Here is a 19,226-nt window from a genome sequence, read left to right on the forward strand (position 1 = left end):
AATATGCCTAAGCATATGTCATATTGATGTTACTGTAAAAGTTCGGCAGTTTTTTGTGCGAGAAAGTAACGGAGATCGCATATTTTACCTTTTCCTCATATGCAAATATGAAAAAGTATGAATAATGCAGTTAAGCAAAATAAGAGATGTAGAACATGGCCTATAGTGTGCTCGTTGTCGATGATGAAGCGGTGATTCGTGCTCGATTGAAAGGGTATTTTGAAAAAGAAGGTTACCGCGTTGTCGAGGCGGCCGATGGCGAGCAGATGTGGCACGAGTTTAATCGTCAACATATTGATTTAATTATGTTAGACATTAACCTGCCCGGGGTGGATGGCTTAAGCTTAACCCGTGAGTTACGTAGCCGCTCCCATGTGGGGATTATCTTAGTCTCTGGCCGTGATGAATCAATTGATAAAATCGTTGGTCTCGAGATGGGCGCCGATGATTATGTGACTAAGCCCTTCGAGCTGCGGGAGTTATTGGTTAGGGTTAAAAATCTACTGTGGCGGATTTCTCTGGTAAAACAGGCCGAACAAGCGTTGGTGCAGGAATTATCCGAGCCCGACGATGTGATGAGTTTTGAAGGTTATCGGCTCGAATTAAACAGCCGTAAGCTGCGCCAAGGGGAGGAGCTTATCAAGCTCACTAAGGCCGAGTTTGAGTTGTTAACCGCCTTTGCGCTGCATCCGCAGCAGGTACTTTCCCGCGAGCGTTTAATGCAGCAAACCAGTCATCGTAATCAGGATGTGAATGACAGAACCATAGATGTCATCATCCGTCGCCTGCGTAATAAGCTCAATCCCGAACTCTTTGTCACTGTCCATGGTGAGGGCTATTTGTTTGCCGCTAAGGTGGATGACTAATCGCTAACTAAAATATTGTGTTGAGCGCTGAGTTAATCGCGATGTAAAGCGCTCAGGGGCGCACTTGATACAAGGGATAAAAATCCGCTTCGGCGAGGCTAACACTAAGATCCGATAGGGTATTTGGTGAGGTCGTGCGCTCAACGATAGCGGGACCTATATCGCCAAAAGGTGCGGCGCCTTCGAGCTGTTTTACTGTGACATCGATGGCGAGTTTGCCCTGTAACACGACTAAGTCATCATTGCTGTATACCACTTTTTGTCGCTTCAAGCCGCGCAGAATTGCAGGAGATAAGTAACTGCTCACCAGCTTGATGTCTTGTGTCAGTTGTTTTTGTTTGAGGGTACTGACGGCGGCTTCTATTGCCACCGCACTGCCAAGAATATAGTCGGGGCGTTGAGCCTTAAGCAGTATCTGTAATTGGTCGCGGTAGAGATTGCGATTGTTATCAGCATGCTGAATCGCACTGATGCTGACATTGCTGCCCTCGAGAGCATGGCGAATGCCTTGTTCGACTAAATCTGTGCCGCCTAGGTTTTCGGGGCCGGCTAAGAGGGCCAAGGTGGTCGGCTGGCTGGGCGAATGCGCCTTGGCATCTGCCTTAATAAAATTGCCCGCGCTTAGCCCCATTTGATACCAGTTAACGCCAATATGGGTCTGCACTTGCTCTGCATTGAGTTTATTCACTAGGGCGAGCACGGGTTTGGTTAACGGCTCTGAGAAATGTTCGAGCAGATTGGGACTCACTGCACCGAGCAAAATCGCGTCGTAATCTCCCTTCATGCAGGCGCTTAATTGCTCGAGCTGTTTATCTTGATGGTAGTAGCTGCCTGCTTCGAACAGGTCCAGCGACACACCTAGGTGTTTAGCCTGTTGGATCAGGCCGTAGTCGATGCCAATCCAATAGGCGTCCTTAAGATGGGGCACTAAGGCACAAATGCGCCAAGCCTGTTGTGCTTTACTCAGGGGATGATAATCAAGTGCCTGCGCCTGCTGAATGTTGGCATTAAAGGGATGGCGTTGCTCCAATGGCCAAGTTTGGCTGTTGGCATTGGCAGACGATAAACATAACAGCCCAAAAGTGGTGAGTGTGAGCAAAGCTTGCCAAAATTTTCCCATTGTCTCGTATCATCCACAGTGATTATCTCGAAGGCATTGTAACAGAAGGAACAAGTGTGGCGCCTTTATCTTTATCGCGAAGTAGTTTAACCGGCAGACTTATGCTCGCCTTCGGCGTGCTTGGGGTATTGCTGTTGCTACTGGTTAGCTTAGGTAGCCTGAGTTTGCATTGGCTCAAACAGGCCGACAGTTATCTGTATGAAGAATCCTTACCCGCCTCTCAAGCCGCGCGCCAATTAGTGCAGGCCTCTAATGCCTTATCCGATGGAGTGACCCAGTTAGGCCAAGTAGAGGATGAGCGGCAGCGGGAATTTATCGGCCGTAAGCTCAGCCTTGAAAGCGCCACAATGTTAAATAGCATCAAAGTGTTACTGACACTGGATGTGAACGAGGATAATCATTTATCCGTATTAGCTGGGCAAATCATCGAGCAATTAACCTTACTGGGTAAGAGTGTGGGCCAGCGCATTACCTTAGGCGATGAGTTACAGCTCAGGGCCCGCGAATTATCGGTTGCCGCAGGCCGAGCCTCAGAGCTATTGCAATCCGAATTGGCGGTTGTCGACTCCGCGATTTTGGCAAAACTCAGCCAAGCCTATCCGGATATTGCGGGGAATAAGCGCAGTGGCCAATTGCTCGATGATGTGATTGAGCGAGAGTTAGATGTGCAGGAGCAGCTCAACCGTGCGCTCAAGTTAGTACATCAAATTGCGCTGCTCAGTCAGTTATTTGAGGCATCCGAATTACAGTCTGAGCTGCAATTGAGTGTTCCCCGTTTATTGGCAACCTTTGCCAGCACGACACCAGCGCACCCGATGGCACAGAATCATCCAGATCATCCAAAGCAAGGAACGGCTATCGAGCTGGCGACCACTGAGGCGCCAGCTGCAGAGGTGGGTATCGATTTAATGGCGCTCACCACAGTGGCTGAGCTTATTCGCGACCCCGGCAGGCTCAATGCGCTAAAGGCGGAGTTGGCTATTCTTCTTCATACCCCAAAAATCATTAAATTACAGCGAGAACTGAGCCAAAGCCTGCAGCGCCAACAGCGTCAGCAGCAGGAGTTAGCGGAAAAACTCTATAGCCTCAACACGCTGGTGGACAGTGCGCTTAATCAACAGCAACAGCGGGCAGAGCTGGCGCGAAGTGATTATTTAATGCAGTTGTCTTACGCCCGCTTGGGGCTGTGGGGCACGGGCATATTAATGTTGGTTATCATAGCTGTTGTGGTTTATCGGGTGATCTATCGCGGCATTGCCTTGAGGTTAAATCAGGCAACCGAAGCCATGTCGCGCTTAAGTTTAGGAGACACCAATGTGAGCCTCGATGCCCACGGTGACGATGAGTTGACCGCCATGGCCAATGCCATCGAGGCATTTAAGCGAAAAACCGCCCATAACCTGAAATTACAGACGGATTTACGCCAGGTCGCCGATGAGCTGACCGAGCATAAAAAGGCTCTTGAACAAACCGTGGCCACACGCACGCAGGAATTGGCAGAAGCCAACCTACGCCTCAATGCGGAGGCCAAAGGCCACGCTAAGGCAAGAATCGTTGCCGAGGAGGCGAGTCAGGCAAAATCCCAATTCTTGGCGACCATGAGCCATGAGATTCGCACTCCGCTCAACGGCTTACTCGGGACGCTCACCTTACTCGGCCATAGTCAGCTGCCGCCAGCGCAGCAACAGATGCTCGCATTGTCACAATACAGCGGCACGCTGCTGCAAACCGTGCTCAACGATATTCTCGATTTCTCTCGCCTCGAGCAGGGTAATTTAACCAATGAACCGCGGCCAACGGATATTAATGCCCTGCTCGATGAAGTGCTGGCGATTATGGTGGCGGGCGCCAATTTGGCGGGATTGAGCTTAAGGCTGAATCGTCCCCAGTTACCCGCGTGTATTCAGATCGATGGCCCTAAGCTGAGGCAAGTGCTGTTTAACTTGATTGGTAACGGCATTAAATTCACCCCAGAAGGCGGCGTGAGTCTCAATGTCAGCGTGCAAGGCGATAAGTTGGCCTTTGTGGTGGCCGATACTGGCGTGGGGATTGCGCCCGAGGTGCGTGAGCAATTATTTATGCCTTACTGCGTATTGCCTAATCAGGGGCGCAGCCGTGGGACAGGTTTGGGGCTTGCCATCTGCAAACAGTTAGTTGAACTGATGGATGCCGAGGGGCAGGGCATTTGGGTCAAGAGCGAGCCAGGCAAGGGCAGTGAGTTTGGTTTTGAGCTGAGCTTTACCCAATGTGATAAGGCATTAGATACACAAACTCAGGTGCAAAAACAGGTTAATCCCCAACGGGTGTTAGTGATTGAAGACAACAAGGTCAATGCCATGGTCGCGCAGGGTTTTTTGGCGCATTTAGGCCACAGTTCCAGCTTGGTCGTCAGTTGTCAGCAGGCGCTGGCGCATGTGAGTGGTGATAAGGCATTCGATGCCGTGATGCTCGATATTCAGCTGAGTGATGGCTCAGGGCTCACCCTATTACCCAAGTTAAAGGCGTTATTCGCCAATGGCAAGGTGAAATTTGCCGCCTTTACCGCGCAGATGCAGACGGAGGATCTTAGCCTGTATCGGAAGGCGGGGTTTGATACTGTGTTAGCTAAACCCTTGAGCCTGCAAACCCTGACAGAATGGTTAGGTGTTGCGCGTGTGCCAGCTTCAATACCAGCTTCACTAGGTGAGTCATCGCCGCAATCGGCACAATCACTTCAATCGCCGAATAGGGCTGAACCTACCAGCCAGAACTATCAAGCTGAAACCTTGTTAGATCTTAACCAGTTACAGCAAGATCTTGAGGTCTTAGGTGTGAAAGCCGTTAGTGATATGTTGACGCTCTATCGAACCTCCAGTGCCGAGCAAATGGAGCGACTTTCGGCGTTAACCTCTGTGGCGCATTTCAGCGAGGGCGCAAAACTATTGCACGCGCTTAAGGGCAGCAGTGCCAGCATGGGGCTAAAAGCATTGACCCAGTGTTGTCAGCAGTGGGAGAAAACACTCAACACTACAGGGGAAAATGGATTGGATAGCAAAGCCGTCACTGAATTAACAGCCTGCTGGCAGGCATCGATGACAGCGCTTGAGCACTGGCTCACAACACAGGGCTAGCAGCAAAATTTTAGCAACAAACGGCTAGCAGTAAAGGGTTAGCGACAGGAAGTTTGCATTAGGAGTGAGTCGTCCTGAGTAGTAGTTAAGCAGCACGTATTTCTGCCTAATCAATGCAAATCGAGGAATAAAAAAGCGGCTCCCATGTGAGCCGCTTTTGTTCGTTTATTCTATGACGAGACATGAGCCATCACCTTGAGTCTTAATGCGACTCAGGTTTAACGCTACAAGGGCTTTACGCTCGTGTCGATTATTGCATTGCCTGTTCTAACTGCTGTTTATCTTGCTGCACCCAAGCCAAGGTGAGTGTGGCGAGGGCGCTGTAAAAGCCATTGCTGTGCTTGCTATCGCACTCAACGACCTTGGCGACAAACTTGGCTAACCATGAGTCTATACAGGCATTTAGAAAGCTTAACTGGGCGGCATCTTCACTGTGGCAAGCTAAGTGCCCCATATAGGCGAGGATCACGGCTAAGTGATCGGCAGGCTCAGGGAAGTGACTCTGCACTTGCAGTTTGCTCTGGTGTAAAAACTCGCTCATTTGTTGATGCTGCTGCCCAAACAGCAAGGGTTCTACCTCGGGGCTCAAGTACAGGCTGGCATATGGCGACGCGCTGTGCTTTGTGCCTACGAGGAATAAACCGCAATAATCGGCGGCAAGTTCGATCAAGGCTTCATCGCTCGTTAAGCCATTCAGCACCTTCTGTATGCTGGCCACTGGCGCACTAAACTCGGGTGCATAACCCAGTTGCGTCCAGAATTGCTGCGCTTGCTCACTGGTGAGTTGCTTAAGGCGCTGCTCATCAATTTCACGGGCAAACAGAGAAGACAGCAGCTGATACACTAAGGCTCTGGCATGATTGATATCGACGTTGCTCATCGCATGTTCCTCAAGATTAACAGTGGAATGCGCCTAGTTGACTAGGCGCATCGCCTTATTGGCTCGGTTAAATTTCGACTTCGATAGGGCCATCGAAGGAGCTGACCTTAGGGACTTTGCCTTGGTATTTCTCAAACTCGACCAGACAAGTATAGGCTGAGCAGGCTTGAGCCAACTTCGAGGTGCCAATGTCTAAGGTCAGAGTATTTGGGTCGCCATAGCTGCACAGGGCACCGATTTCGGCGCCGCCTTCGACGCTGCCATCTTTACCCACTGGGCCATACCATGCGCCTTCATGAATTCGCACTACACCTTTAGGGAAGCGATCCGACACCACGGCGCCCGCTAACAGTTGGCCACGGTCGTTAAAGACGCGCACTATATCGCCATCTTTAATGCCGCGCGCTTTGGCATCCACAGGGCTGATGTAGATGGGTTCGCGGCCGTTGACTGTGTAAGTTTCGCGGTATTCCTTCGACTCACACATCTGTGAGTGCAGACGTTTATCCGGATGGCAAGATTGTAGCCACACAGGATATTTGTCCGAACCCGGGCCGCCATGGCTACGCTCGGCTTTTTCCATCCAAATTGGATGGCCTTGGCAGTCGTCATAACCAAACTGTTCAATCTTACGGCTGAAGATTTCAATTAAGCCAGAAGGCGTACCTAGTGGATTGATTTCCGGATCGTTTCTAAAGTCGGCGTGGCGTGTCCACAGCTCGCCATCACCAAAGTGCACATAACCTTGCTTCCAGAAGGTGGCAAAATCTGGCATCTCATACTTACCCGCGTTCGCGGCTTTACACTCGTTATAGAGGGTTTCTATCCACTCCATTTCGCTCATATTGCGGGTGTATTCTTTCTCTTTACCCATCAGCGCGGCAAAGCGAGTGAAGATTTCAAAGTCTGACAAGCTCTCAAACAGCGGCTCGACCATCTTCTGCATCGCCAAAATACCGCGGTTAGCATAGGCGCCGTATACGTCGATATCGTTGCGCTCATAGGTGGTGCAGGCGGGCAGCACTATGTCGGAGAAGCGGCACGTCGCCGTCCAGTTCACATCGATAGTGACCACGCATTCCAGTTTATGGAAAGCTTGCTTCATGCGGTTACGGTCTTGATGGTGGTTCCATGGGTTATTACCCGAGAAAATCATCATCTTAATATCGGGATACACCACTTTAGAACCATTGGCATCAATGGTTTTGCCGGGCTCGAGGATCGCATCAATCCAACGGGCGACGGGAATGGTGCTGCTCGCGCCTTTAAAGTCGGTGCTGTCGAACAGGGGTTTTTGGTTCTCGTCTAAGTTACGCGGGAAGGCGCCGGGCGCCGCCGCATTTGTCGCAGGCACACCAATGCTAGAGTAGTGGTGACCATAGCTGATGCCGCCGCCGGGCAAACCGATTTGACCTATCATGGTCGCGAGGACTGCGGCCATCCAGTAAGGTTGCTCACCGTGTTGTTGGCGCTGAATACACCAACCCATCATGATTTGGGTGCGGCCCTTAACTAAGGTTTTCGCCAGATCGCGGATGATGTGTGGTTCAACCCCACAGATTGGCGCCGCCCACTCTGGGGTTTTGGCGATACCATCTTTAGTGCCCATCACGTAAGGCACAAACTCTTCGAAACCTAAGCTGTAACCTTGGATGAATTTTTCATCGTAAAGCTTTTGGGTGATCATCTCATGGGCGATGGCCAGCATCAGCGTCACGTCAGTCTGTGGGTTCACATACAGCTGTTCACAGCCAAGGTAAGCCTGAGTTTTGGTGACCACTGGGTCGATACTGATCACGCGGATCTTGCCCTGTTTGACCTTCTCTTTTAGCTGCGCGAGGTAAGCGAAGGCCTCATGGGTTTCGGCGTTCCAACCCACTTGCAGGTTTTTGTAAGGATCGTTTGACCACAGCACGATAGTGTTGCTGTTTTCTAAAATCAGCGGCCAAGAGGTGCCTTGGGCATACACTTCGGTTGAACCTAACACATAGGGCAGAATGGTTTGGCCGGCTCCGGTGGAGTAGTCACCGATTTTCTTCACATAGTTGCCGTGCATCCCCACCGCACGCTGCATATGGCTGGTGCTGGAATGCAGTTGCCCGGTTGCGCGCCAGCCAGTTTGCCCCGCGTGTAAGCCCGATGGACCGTACTTGGTTTGGACTTCATCGAGTGAGTGTTTAAACAGCTTTAATGCTTTATCCCAGGTCACGCGAACGAAGCGGAAATCCCCCCGTTGCTGGGTATTGCTCTTATGGCCTTTGAGTAAAAAGTCTAAGCGAACCATTGGGTAACGCACGCGGGATGGGTTATAGACCATACCGCGGATACCGTTAATCATGTCCGTTGGATATTTATCTAAATCGAAGGCTTTAACCTCGGCAATCACACCGTTTTTACGTTTGATTTTAAAGGCGCCGAAGTGCGAACCCGTGGTCAGCCATTCGTCTTCATTTAGCCCTGTGCTGGCCAGTGCATTTAAGGGCGCTAACACTGAGCTGCCACCTAAAGCAACGAAAGAGGTTGAGGCTAAGCCTTTTAAAAAGTCTCTTCTGTTCATGGTATTACTCCCGAATTAGTGCTCTTTTTTCACGAAGGTTGACGAATGTTCCTGCAGGTATTTCTGCACCAGCGCTTGGGTGTCTTGGTCCATGTTCACGAAGGCCAACATGCCTTGGAACATGCCTGGCCAGGTATTGGCATCGAAATGCGCTTCATCTGGCTGGGTGTGGCACACACTACAGCTTGAGCGGAACGTGTCGCGGGCATAGCCCCAGAGTGGTTGCAGCTCGGTGAGCAGGTAATCCTTATCGGTCCAGATTTGGGCCTCTACTCGTTGCCATTTCAGGCCTGTCATTGGGTCTTCTTTCTCTTCAAAGGTTTGGATAACACCTTCGGTTTCGGCTGCATCTTTGCTTAACTGCGCCGACAGAATGTTCACGCCAAAGTCCATGTAGATCACGCGGCCTGCACCGATTTTCTTACGCCAGCCATCGATACCAATTTTGATGCGCTTACCTTGGGTTTCGATCACTTTAACTTTAGTGGCCACGTTTAAGGTACCGGCTTCAACGTCACCTTTTTCACTAAAGAACAGTGGCTTAGTCAGGGCGCTGTAGTAGGTTTGGTTGGTTTCGACTGAGCTGACGCCAGCGCCGACTTCGGCGATGAGTTCGGGTGCACGGGCCGTGCCCATTTCAGGTAAATGGTGGGCAATACCTTTGTGGCAATCGATACAGCTTTGGTCGATTTCGGCGGCGCGTTTCATCTGTTTTTGCGCCAGTGGTGACATGCTTTCCCACTTCATCGAGTTGTAGTTGTGGCAGTTTTTACAGGCCAGCGAATTGTCGCGATCGAAACGTTTCCATTCGCGGCTCGCCATTTCGAGGCGTTTAGCTTCAAATTTTTCTGGGGTGTTGACGGTGTTAAATAACCAGCCCCAAACATCGTGGGAGGCTTCCATTTTACGGGCAATCTTACGGCTCCAGTTGTGGGGCACGTGGCAGTCGGGGCAGGTGGCGCGCACGCCTGAGTGATTCGACCAATGCACAGTCTCCTGTAACTCTTGGTAAGGCTTGCTCTCCATACTGTGGCAGCTGATACAGAAGGCTTCGGTGTTGGTGGCTTCCAGCGCGGTGTTAAATCCGCCCCAGAAGATGATGCCCATGATAAAAGCACTGATGCTGACAGCGCCTAAGGTGAGAGCTTTTGTGGGTTTGTTTAGTGTGCGCCAGAGGTTGATTAACCACTTCATAATAGCGTCCTCAAAGTATCAGTGAATTAGTGGCCGACAACGCCGCCGAAGGCTTGGATCATCCAAATGATGAAACCGTAGAGACTGATCCCCGCGACAGTCAATGCGGGAAAGAGTATGAAAATGATGAATCCCAGCGCCTTTAACTCATTGCTGCGTGAGGACTTATCCGATGTTTGCATAGTGGGCTTTGTCATTGGGAAGAGCTCCGTTCGAAAGCGATTTTTGATGGGAGCACTATAAAGGGCAGATGTGAATGGACTTGCCTGCAGGGATGAATGGGCTTTGACAATATATGAAAAATTATGAAAATTTTAAAAAGCCGATGACTTTTTGTTTTACTGACAGAGAGTTAATCTAATTTCTGTGATCGAACCCGGCAGTTTGCTGTGCGGTTTAGGCGTTTTTTTAAACACTGATTTTGAATTTTTTCGCTAATTATTTACTGAAGTGCAGGCGAGGTCTTAGCTATCTGGCTGCGTTTACAGTATTATCCGCGCCCAACAAAGGCTGCGTTTGTGTCGTTGAAGCCATTTTAACGATGCAAAGCGTCACTGCTTGCAGATCATGGATTTTTCCCGATGTAGGAGAATGATGTGGATCTCTCACCCAAGTCATTGGATTTGGGGCTCTAATCTGCCGCAGCCAGCGTCGCCAATGGTTAAGCCAATTGGTATCGACCCTATTTTAAGAGATCACAAGGTATAACAAGATATGTCTGAGCAATTGAGTTCAACAGCCGTACCCTCTGGTTCGTTTCTGGACCGTTTTTTTTCAATTCAACAACGTGGTAGCACAGTTCGCCAAGAAGTGATTGCAGGGTTAACCACCTTCCTCGCTATGGTGTACTCAGTGATTGTAGTACCCAATATGTTAGGCAAAGCGGGATTCGATCCCGGCGCCGTGTTCGTCGCTACTTGTTTAATTGCCTCCTTTGGCTCACTGCTGATGGGACTCTGGGCGAATCTGCCCATGGCCATTGGTTGTGCGATTTCACTCACTGCCTTTACCGCCTTCGGCTTAGTGTTAGGTCAGGGCATGAGTATCCCTGTGACCTTAGGCGCCATCTTTTGGATGGGCGTGATTTTTACCGTCGTGAGTGTCACGGGCGTGCGTCAATGGGTGCTGGCTAACCTACCCAAGGGGATTGCCCACGGTACAGGTATCGGTATTGGCTTGTTTTTACTCTTAATTGCCACTAACAGTGTGCAGTTGATTGTGGCCAATGACGCGGGTCTGCCAGTGAAGTTAGGCGACATTAACAGCCTGCCCGTTATCGCCACCGTGCTGGGCTTAGCGGCCACTATTGGTTTAGAGCGCCGCGGCGTACCCGGCGGGATTTTACTGGTGATTATCGGCCTGTCCCTGTTCGGTTTAGTGTTTGATCCTAGCGTGACATTCCAAGGCTTCTTCGCCGTGCCTGATTTTACTTCTGAGCACTCGCTGATTGGCCAAATGGATATTATGGGCGCCTTGAATCCTGTGGTATTGCCGATTGTGCTGGCACTGGTGATGACGGCGATTTTTGATGCCACGGGCACCATCCGCGCGGTTGCGGGGCAAGCCAATCTACTGGATAAAGACGATAATATCGTTGGCGGTGGCAAGGCATTAACGTCAGATTCTGTCAGCAGCATGTTTTCGGGTATCGTTGGCGGCGCACCTGCGGCCGTGTATATCGAATCGGCGGCGGGTACGGCGGCGGGCGGTAAGACAGGTTTAACCGCGACCATAGTGGGCGGTTTATTCCTGCTGATGGTGTTTTTAGCGCCGCTCAGCTATTTAGTGCCTGCCTATGCGACGGCGCCTGCGCTGATGTATGTGGGGCTATTGATGCTCAGCAATGTGACTAAGCTGGACTTTAACGATAAGGTCGATGCGATGGCAGGCTTAACCTGCGCCGTGTTCATCATCCTCAGCTGTAACATTGTGACCGGTATTATGCTTGGCTTTGTGACCTTAGTGGTTGGCCGTATTTTTAGCGGTGAAATCCGTCAGCTTAAGTTAGGCGTGCTCGCCATTACGCTGGGCCTGGTGGCTTTCTATATGGGCGGCTGGGCGATCTAGTTTATAAAGTTGAAAGCGAGTGCCGTTAGCACTCGCTTTCATTGACCTCATTGTGTTCACAATAGGCTCGCAGCAAATCCTTCCAAGTCACAATCCCGACCAAATCGCCATTATCGAGCACAGGCAAACAGCCAATATTGTGTTCTAGCAGGGTGTGCGTCGCAGCATCGAGCGACACATGCGGCGCAACGGTAACGGGATTACGGGTCATCACCTGATGAACGCGTTTTTGTAGGGTTTCGAGATCCTTAGCGGTTTCGGCGCTGCTGCCTAGATTCGGGCTGATGGCACGCAGTAAGTCGCGCTCCGACAATACGCCTTCGAGTTTATATTCATCCACCACCAGCAGATGGTGGAAATTTGCCTGCTCGAAAATCTCCTTCGCCACGGTTAAACGATCGTCCATTTCGACCGTGACGACTCGGGTACGCATAATATCGGCGATAATGATCGGCATGATAAACCCCTTCCTAGGACGTGTATCGTTAATGCACTGTATTACAGATACTTATAACAGACCGATGTTTATTTAGCCAATATCTTAGACATGAACAGGCCTAATCCTGCTCGTCGGTTTCATCCTCTGCCATCAAGGGGTTGCGTAAGTCTTCGGGTAAATGGGCGCCGATATAACGCTGGTACTTTTTCCCCTTGAGTTTATGGGTATCGACCAAGACTAAGCCATCGACACAGTCGCCGAAATCGGCATCGATCCCGAAGGCGAGAAACTTTACTCCATCCTGCTTGCACAGCTCGCCATACTGCTTGTATAGGGTTGGCACAGCGGCGCCCATACTCGCCAGCATTTGTTTGAGTTGCTTAAAGTGGCTTGGGTAATCCTCGCCCGAATAGAGTTCATCCAACTGCAACTTGCGCTGCTTGGACAGACCAAAGGGCGACATGGACACCGCCAGCTGCTCTGCTGGCGCAAACTCCTTGGAGTAGAAATGCACTAACATCTCCCGCGCGCTGCCAGGCAGTTGATTGCTGATGGACACTGGGCCAAACAGGTAGCGATATTCGGGATGTTTAGCGAGGAAGGCGCCAATGCCAAACCAGAGGTAGTCGAGACTGCGTTTGCCCCAATATTTGGGCTGCACAAAGCTGCGGCCAAGTTCTAAGCCTTGTTTGACGAAGGGCATAAAGCCGTCGGCATATTGGAACAGGGATTGGCTGTAGAGGGCGTTGTCGCCGTAGCGATTTAGCACTTGCTCGCCGCTGGCGAAACGATAGGCGCCGACAATTTCAAACTGCTCTTTATCCCACAGCACCAGATGTTGGTAGTAGGAATCGTATTTATCGATATCGCGGCGCTTGCCCGTGCCTTCACCGACGGCGCGAAAGGCGATTTCCCGCAGGCGACCAATTTCGCGCATGATGGGGTTGCTGTCTTGATGCTGATACAAATAAATCAGCTTGTTATCTTGGGTTTCGCCAAGCAGTTCACATTGTTGCAGCGCGGCTTGCAGATCTCGGCGCGACTCAGGGTGAGCGATGGCGCTTTGGGTGATAAACAGCGGGTCTTTATCTTTACCGATGCGATACAGATGATTCTTCAGCAGTTTTATCTTGGTCTTTAGCGGAAAATCCATCGAGCGCACGGCTTCATTCGGGATAAGCTCGCCGATGCGAATAGGCATATTGCGCTTAGCCTGTTTAAACATCTCCTTGACCAGTAGCAATGTGGCTAAGGGTTTGTAAATCATCGAGGCGCCGTAGAAGGTGGCCGAGTTTTTAGCATCCAAGAAGATTGGTAGCAACGGCGCATTACAGGAAATCGCCATCTTTAAAAAGCCTGAGTGCCACTGGGTATCGCGCACGCCATTGGGGCGTAGGCGAGAGACTTCTCCCGACGGGAAAATCAGCACCGCGCCTTCATTACGTAAATGCTGGTGGATTTTTTCGAGGTGCTGTTTCGGCGTGCCGCCCGTCATATTGCGCACTGGCAGCAGGATAGAATGCAAAGGTTCGAGTGCCATCAGGAGCTCGTTTGCTACAACCTTGATATCGGGGCGAATTTCGCTGACCAGTTTAATCAGGGCGAGGGCATCGAGGGAGCCAATCGGATGATTGGCGAAGATCACCACGCGGCCTTCGCAGGGAATGTTTTCGACCTCGTTGGCGGGCACGGTAAAGCTAAAATCGAAGCTGGCGAGCACTTGCTCGACAAAATCGACCCCTTGCAGATAGGCAAACTGATTGGCTATCTCGTTACATTGTTTTTCATTCAACAGGTAACGCAGCATGGCCTTAGTCGGCTTGGCTAACCAAGGTTTGTCCTTGAGGGCGGGCAGGTTTTGCTCCACCACATTATCGACGGTAAAGATCATCGAACTGGCTTTTAAGGCGGGCAGTGGCATGGCTGCTGCTCCGCTGGCTGCTTCCTGCGTTAAAGCATTGGCGCTTAATGTGTTAGGGCTTAATGACTCGGTATTTGGGGTATGAGGAGTTAATTGATTCATGATTAGGCGACATCCCTTGGTTGGATTTCTGCTTGTTTGGGGCTGTGTGTGGCCGTTTGTGGAATAGGTTTTTGGGCTTGAGTGGGCATTTGAATCGGCGCTTTAGGCGGCGTTTGCGCCAGCACAATACTGCTCAGAATATCGAGGTTTAAGCTTTGCTCGTTCCAGCGGCAGAGCTGTAATTCCCCGCTTAAGGTTTCGGTGATCAGGCTGCAGTTTTCGACCCAGTCGCCATCATTGGCATAGATTATCTGGCGCTTATCCGGCGTGCTGTATTGGTTCTCTCGAGGGTGAATCGATAGCTCTGGCTGGTGGATATGGCCGCAGATCACACCATCCACATCATAGTGCTGCGCATAATTCACCACGGCTTGGCGAAAACGAGCGATAGCCGTTTGTGCCTTGCCAACGCGGGATTTGATATAGCTGGCGAGTGACCAATACGGGTAGCCTAAACGCTCTCGCAGTCGATGGAGATTGCGGTTGAGGAACAGCAACAAGTCGTAGAGATGATCGCCCAAGATGGCGTAGAAGCGCCCAACGCAAACATCGGCATCGAACTGATCGCCATGCAGCATTAACAGTTTGTGGCCGCCAATGCCCTGATGAATATGTTGGCGGGCAATTTTGACATTCAGCAGCGTCAGTTCGGCATAGGGCTTGATTAACTCATCGTGGTTACCCGGCAGATACATCACCTGAGTGCCGTTTTGTGCCAGTTCAATCAGCTTTTGCAATACCTTATTGTGGCTCTCGGGCCAGTGCAGGCGGCGTTTGAGCGCCCATAGATCCACAATATCGCCGACCAGATACAAGTGCTGGCAACGCACGGTATTTAACAGGCTTAACAGATAGTCGGCTTTGCAATCCTTACAGCCGAGATGGATATCCGATAACCAGAGGGCGTTGACTGTGATGGTTTGGTTATTTGCGGCGTTGCTGGCGTTGGCAATATGTGGAGTTGAGAAGGAAGTAGTGTTAACACTGGATGGAGCATTGTCGGAAGAGTTGCGGGGAGTCTTGAGTGCGTCGATAAGCGCGCGATCAAGTCCCCTGTAATTAGCTCCAGTCATCTCATATTCACCCTATGCGGCTGTTGACTGCCTTAGAGATTAGTGACGGGCTTTGACTGAATGATGAAGCTTAAGTGACATGCAGATGACAACAAGTGGATTAGGCTGGACTTAACCGTCAAAATTTGGATCTGGATGCAATGACAGTCGATAGATTGAGTTAACTCATTTTTTGCGCCATTACGTGTTTCGGCTCGTTTGCTCAACCGAAAATCCCCACACCCGCTGCCATGCATATTCTTATCTATTTGCCTATGTTTGGCTTTACCAGAAATCGACTAACAATGTATGGGTATACAGTCATATTTAAATTTAGGTGTTTTGGTATGATTTCCAGACAAAATCAGTGCGCACTAATTCCATACACAATAAATAAAACTCCATAAAATCAGGTGAATATAGTAACTGAACTTTAGTTAATAGATTTGAAAAACGCGCATGCGCGTTTTTCCAGATGGTGTATCTGGCAGAAAGCTGATAAGTTCTTTACATACAGATAGTTAATCGTGCGCGTTTTTACTGGTCCAACGAGGTAAACGCGCATGCGCACTAATAAAATGTTAGCCCTCAATCATATATATGCAATAGATGAGAATGAAATGATAGATGATTTTAAAAAATTATTGATGGATACACTGAAAAATAAGCCTAGTAACAAAGCACTTATGTTGTTTGATTTTTCAGCTAATGTACGTTCTACACTTGGTGTAAGTATGAATGACCATCTTGATGAGTTATCTGAAGCCGCAACACTACTTCAAGATGAAAAATATATAAGGTTTGAAGATGGTCGACAAGGTGGTCGTTTTGTCAGAGGTTTACACTTCGATGATTACTTTGATAAAAAAATAGAACAAAGTGTAGTGAATTTTAGTGTTGGTTCTGTAAGTGGTGGTAATGTTCAAATAGGAAATAATAACTCACTGGTCATCGAGCAAGGTTTAAAGTCATTAATTGACAAAATAGATAGTAAAGATATACCCGAGCCAGAAAAAGAAGTTGCAAAAAACTCATTGAAATCATTGTTGTCCAATCCAACGGTAGCGGCGATTCTGGGGGAGCGGCATCAGGAATACTATCATTACTTTAAGTTAAAAGGGCTAACAAAGTAGTAAACGCGGACAAAAAACTGTTGGCTGTTACGCTTCGCTTCACATTTTAGCCAACAATTTTTTGCCGGTTACAACGGCGTTATGCCTAAGGAGCTGTGATGAAGTTTTTAGCTGTCATAGCCATCTTGTTCTCTCTTCATGCGGAAGCTACTGAAGAGAAATTGCTGTGCGAACATAGAGAATTGCGTATTGAGCCAGATATGCAAATGAAGGAAAGTTTTTTCACTGAAAGTAATGCGGAGTCAGCTAAATCTGAATTAGAGAAGCTTGATTTAAGCAACAATGATTTGATGATTCAGTTCGCCATTGAAAACAACAGCCGAATTGTGCGTGGCTATAAACTGCGAGCCAGAGCTATCGAGTCCGACAATGAGGAAGATATCAAATCTTTCTGCGATTTCTATGTGTCTGAGGCTTTCTATCACGACTAAAGGCAAACAAGGCGCAGCAACACGCAACTTACAAACTGCCATAGTACTTGGCGTTAATCCATAGAAATATTTATCCGAAACTGACGGTTAGAGTTAAGGCTTTAACTCGGAAATTGTCCCAAAGCGTGCTGAGTAAGATTATGAAGTCTACAGGCTGTGACAATGCTAAACAGGTGAGCCATGGCGATTAGCGAGACGACCGTCCGCCCCACGGACGGGGCGGACGAGCATCCAAGGATGGACTCGCTGCGTGTCGGTGAGAGAATGCCATGGCTCAGCACTTAAAGAATTAAACGGCCAAGCTTTATCCTTCAGCAGTAGTATTCAGAAATTCTAAATGACTTTCTGTAAAACTGAGTTATATGGTGACAAGCGGAGTTTATACGCTTAAGTTCACTGCATAATCAAAAACTGTCTGTTTGTGTACGAATTCGTGTTTGAATCGGTATAAAAAAGGGGAGTCAGTTAAATCTGACTCCCCTTGATATTTAAGGTTATGTTGCGCTTAGAACAGCAGGTGAGCCACGCCGGCAATCACTGGCAGAGTGACTAAGGTGCGCAGTACGAACACGACGAATAGCTCAACAAAATTCACTGGGATCTTACTGCCAATCAGCAGTGCGCCTACTTCACTCATGTAAATCAGCTGGGTTACTGATAAGGCGGCAATCACAAAGCGGGTCATATCCGATTCGATAGAGCTGGCTAAAATCGACGGGATAAACATATCGGCAAAGCCAACAACGATAGTTTTAGAGGCTTCGGTGGCTTCTGGGATATGCAGCAGTTCCAGTAACGGAATAAACGGCATACCTAAGTAATTGAAAATAGGCGTATGCTCGGCGATGATCAGCGCCGTAGTACCAATGGCCATTACCACTGGGATAATGCCAAATACCATGTCGATAACGTTTTTAACGCCTTCATTTAAAACGGCTTTCACACCACCAGCACTGGCAGCTTTCTCGAGTGCTTTATCAAAGCCCCAAGAGAGAGCGCCGTGTCCAGCGGGGATCATCTCATCGTCGGGTTGACGTGGCGTATCGTCGATATAGTTATCTTTTTTCCACGACAGTGGTGGCAGCTTAGGCACAATCACGGCCGCCGCAAAACCCGCTAAACATACGGTTAGGTAGAAGGGCACAAACATTTGCTCCAACTTCACCTGAGAGATCACCACTAAGCTGAAGGTAATTGACACCGCCGAGAAGGTAGTACCGATAACCGCTGCTTCCCTTTGGGTGTAAAAACGCGCTTCGTATTGCTTGCTGGTCAGCAAAATCCCAACGCTACCATCACCTAACCAAGAGGCCATACAGTCGATGGCGCTGCGACCTGGCAGGTTAAACACGGGGCGCATTACCTTGGTCAGCAGGGTGCCAAATAGCTCTAATAGACCGAAGTTTAACAGCAGTGGCAGTAACATACCGGCGAAGATAAACACCGAGAAGAGTACGGGTAATAGGTCGTTCAGTACTAAGGCGCCAGTGCTTGAAGAGTTGATGGCTTCGGGGCCAATGCCAAAGTAGGTCAGCACGATAAAGACGGCGCCGACGACACGCGTTGCAAGCCAGAGCGGGCTGATGTTGAGTAAACCATTGAGGAAGTGATTGTTCAGCACAAACTTAGGTTTGAGTAACTTAGTCAACACAGAGGCCAAGGCCATGGCGACAACAATCACAGTCACGATTAAGGTTAAAACATCGCTTAACACGCTTTGCAGTGCTTTAGAGATGATTGCGATGGGAATAGTAATCGCATCGTTGTAGCTGATAGGGGTCATAAACAGCAGCAGACCGATCAGCGAAGGGACGATAAAGGTGAGTATCGTCTTAATGTTGCGGTTTTTATGTTCAGTAGCCAATGGTGTACACCTTAAAAGTACGAGTCGCACAAATAAACTTGAACAAATTGCCCCTCAAAGCCGCATGTTAGGCGGATGTTGGGTGCATTTTCATTCAACTCAAAATCGAGAAGGGGGAAGATTACTCGCTTAGCGGCGCTATGTAAAACGATTCGGAAATTTGTTTGAGATAAGCAGCAAAATAGCATAGTTATTTGGGCTATTCCTGAATGCTTATCTTAGTGGATGTTTAGCGTAAGCTAGATGTTTTGATAACTAAATCATGCAATTAAATATTGGTGTTGCAGCGGATTTATCGAGTTGTTTTATTCTTGGTGTTGTTAGCGGCGATGGGGGGATTTTGTACAAAATTTTCCCTTAGATTCTTCGAATATTCCGCTTTTGCGGTTTTTTATCCGTTAATGGCAATAGCGCTCTAGTTGCTCACCACGCAATGTGAAGCAGTTAACGCGAATTGTAACCGCGAGGTTATCGCCGATAATAAGTTCAT

Annotated in this window: 14 protein-coding genes; 5 read left to right on the top strand and 9 right to left on the bottom strand. The window is 49.2% G+C overall.

What is annotated here, in order from left to right; genetic code table 11:
* Positions 1–155: 155 nt before the first annotated feature.
* A complete protein-coding gene (torR, locus tag K0H59_RS05670; protein WP_011625509.1) occupies positions 156–866 on the top strand; it encodes a two-component system response regulator TorR in 711 nt (236 codons plus the stop codon).
* A gap of 52 nt (positions 867–918) precedes the next feature.
* On the opposite strand, the gene torT is transcribed toward torR, so the two are convergent.
* The gene (torT, locus tag K0H59_RS05675; protein WP_220054924.1) at positions 919–1,986 is read right to left on the bottom strand and encodes a TMAO reductase system periplasmic protein TorT; all 1,068 of its coding nucleotides are present in this window, start codon (positions 1,984–1,986) and stop codon (positions 919–921) included.
* A gap of 56 nt (positions 1,987–2,042) precedes the next feature.
* Between torT and torS the strand changes: the two genes are divergently transcribed.
* Positions 2,043–5,096, top strand: coding sequence for a TMAO reductase system sensor histidine kinase/response regulator TorS (gene torS, locus K0H59_RS05680; protein WP_220054925.1), 3,054 nt, complete (start codon positions 2,043–2,045; stop codon positions 5,094–5,096).
* Positions 5,097–5,346: 250 nt separating this feature from the next.
* Here the strand turns inward: torS and torD are convergent, their stop codons facing one another.
* From torD to torE, 4 genes are all read right to left on the bottom strand, one after another.
* Positions 5,347–5,976 carry a molecular chaperone TorD gene (torD, locus tag K0H59_RS05685; protein WP_220054926.1) on the bottom strand — a complete coding sequence of 210 codons (630 nt, stop codon included), beginning with the start codon at positions 5,974–5,976 and terminating at the stop codon, positions 5,347–5,349.
* Positions 5,977–6,043: 67 nt separating this feature from the next.
* Positions 6,044–8,533, bottom strand: coding sequence for a trimethylamine-N-oxide reductase TorA (torA, locus tag K0H59_RS05690; RefSeq protein ID WP_220054927.1), 2,490 nt, complete (start codon positions 8,531–8,533; stop codon positions 6,044–6,046).
* 15 nt (positions 8,534–8,548) lie between these two features.
* Entirely contained in the window at positions 8,549–9,727 is a 1,179-nt protein-coding gene (gene torC / locus K0H59_RS05695) for a pentaheme c-type cytochrome TorC (protein WP_220054928.1), read from the bottom strand.
* Between the two features lie 26 nt (positions 9,728–9,753).
* Entirely contained in the window at positions 9,754–9,924 is a 171-nt protein-coding gene (gene torE, locus K0H59_RS05700) for a trimethylamine N-oxide reductase system protein TorE (RefSeq protein ID WP_011621844.1), read from the bottom strand.
* Between the two features lie 517 nt (positions 9,925–10,441).
* Between torE and K0H59_RS05705 the strand changes: the two genes are divergently transcribed.
* On the top strand, positions 10,442–11,794 hold the full coding sequence (locus K0H59_RS05705) for an NCS2 family permease (protein WP_220054929.1): 1,353 nt from the start codon (positions 10,442–10,444) through the stop codon (positions 11,792–11,794).
* A 25-nt stretch (positions 11,795–11,819) separates the two neighbouring features.
* Here the strand turns inward: K0H59_RS05705 and K0H59_RS05710 are convergent, their stop codons facing one another.
* From K0H59_RS05710 to K0H59_RS05720, 3 genes are all read right to left on the bottom strand, one after another.
* On the bottom strand, positions 11,820–12,251 hold the full coding sequence (locus K0H59_RS05710) for a CBS domain-containing protein (protein WP_011716167.1): 432 nt from the start codon (positions 12,249–12,251) through the stop codon (positions 11,820–11,822).
* 100 nt (positions 12,252–12,351) lie between these two features.
* Positions 12,352–14,256: a lysophospholipid acyltransferase family protein gene (locus K0H59_RS05715; protein ID WP_220054930.1), complete on the bottom strand. Its 1,905-nt coding sequence runs from the start codon at positions 14,254–14,256 to the stop codon at positions 12,352–12,354.
* A 2-nt stretch (positions 14,257–14,258) separates the two neighbouring features.
* Complete coding sequence (locus tag K0H59_RS05720) at positions 14,259–15,329, bottom strand: UDP-2,3-diacylglucosamine diphosphatase (protein WP_220054931.1); 1,071 nt, start codon at positions 15,327–15,329, stop codon at positions 14,259–14,261.
* A 542-nt stretch (positions 15,330–15,871) separates the two neighbouring features.
* Between K0H59_RS05720 and K0H59_RS05725 the strand changes: the two genes are divergently transcribed.
* Entirely contained in the window at positions 15,872–16,441 is a 570-nt protein-coding gene (locus K0H59_RS05725) for a hypothetical protein (RefSeq protein ID WP_220054932.1), read from the top strand.
* 98 nt (positions 16,442–16,539) lie between these two features.
* Positions 16,540–16,872: a hypothetical protein gene (locus K0H59_RS05730; RefSeq protein ID WP_220054933.1), complete on the top strand. Its 333-nt coding sequence runs from the start codon at positions 16,540–16,542 to the stop codon at positions 16,870–16,872.
* 505 nt (positions 16,873–17,377) lie between these two features.
* Here the strand turns inward: K0H59_RS05730 and K0H59_RS05735 are convergent.
* Positions 17,378–18,736 carry a YjiH family protein gene (locus K0H59_RS05735; RefSeq protein ID WP_023266715.1) on the bottom strand — a complete coding sequence of 453 codons (1,359 nt, stop codon included), beginning with the start codon at positions 18,734–18,736 and terminating at the stop codon, positions 17,378–17,380.
* Positions 18,737–19,226: the final 490 nt, after the last annotated feature.

Origin of the sequence: Shewanella sp. FJAT-51649 (genome assembly GCF_019457435.1) — a bacterium.
In the GTDB taxonomy this organism is placed as follows: domain Bacteria; phylum Pseudomonadota; class Gammaproteobacteria; order Enterobacterales; family Shewanellaceae; genus Shewanella; species Shewanella mangrovisoli.

Excerpts from the sequence above, each read along its gene's own strand:
- torR (WP_011625509.1), top strand. The coding sequence starts at position 156 with ATGGCCTATAGTGTGCTCGTTGTCGATGATGAAGCGGTGATTCGTGCT.
- torT (WP_220054924.1), bottom strand. The coding sequence starts at position 1,986 with ATGGGAAAATTTTGGCAAGCTTTGCTCACACTCACCACTTTTGGGCTG.
- torD (WP_220054926.1), bottom strand. The coding sequence starts at position 5,976 with ATGAGCAACGTCGATATCAATCATGCCAGAGCCTTAGTGTATCAGCTG.
- torA (WP_220054927.1), bottom strand. The coding sequence starts at position 8,533 with ATGAACAGAAGAGACTTTTTAAAAGGCTTAGCCTCAACCTCTTTCGTT.
- torC (WP_220054928.1), bottom strand. The coding sequence starts at position 9,727 with ATGAAGTGGTTAATCAACCTCTGGCGCACACTAAACAAACCCACAAAA.
- torE (WP_011621844.1), bottom strand. The coding sequence starts at position 9,924 with ATGACAAAGCCCACTATGCAAACATCGGATAAGTCCTCACGCAGCAAT.
- K0H59_RS05705 (WP_220054929.1), top strand. The coding sequence starts at position 10,442 with ATGTCTGAGCAATTGAGTTCAACAGCCGTACCCTCTGGTTCGTTTCTG.
- K0H59_RS05710 (WP_011716167.1), bottom strand. The coding sequence starts at position 12,251 with ATGCCGATCATTATCGCCGATATTATGCGTACCCGAGTCGTCACGGTC.
- K0H59_RS05715 (WP_220054930.1), bottom strand. The coding sequence starts at position 14,256 with ATGAATCAATTAACTCCTCATACCCCAAATACCGAGTCATTAAGCCCT.
- K0H59_RS05720 (WP_220054931.1), bottom strand. The coding sequence starts at position 15,329 with ATGACTGGAGCTAATTACAGGGGACTTGATCGCGCGCTTATCGACGCA.
- K0H59_RS05725 (WP_220054932.1), top strand. The coding sequence starts at position 15,872 with ATGCGCACTAATAAAATGTTAGCCCTCAATCATATATATGCAATAGAT.
- K0H59_RS05730 (WP_220054933.1), top strand. The coding sequence starts at position 16,540 with ATGAAGTTTTTAGCTGTCATAGCCATCTTGTTCTCTCTTCATGCGGAA.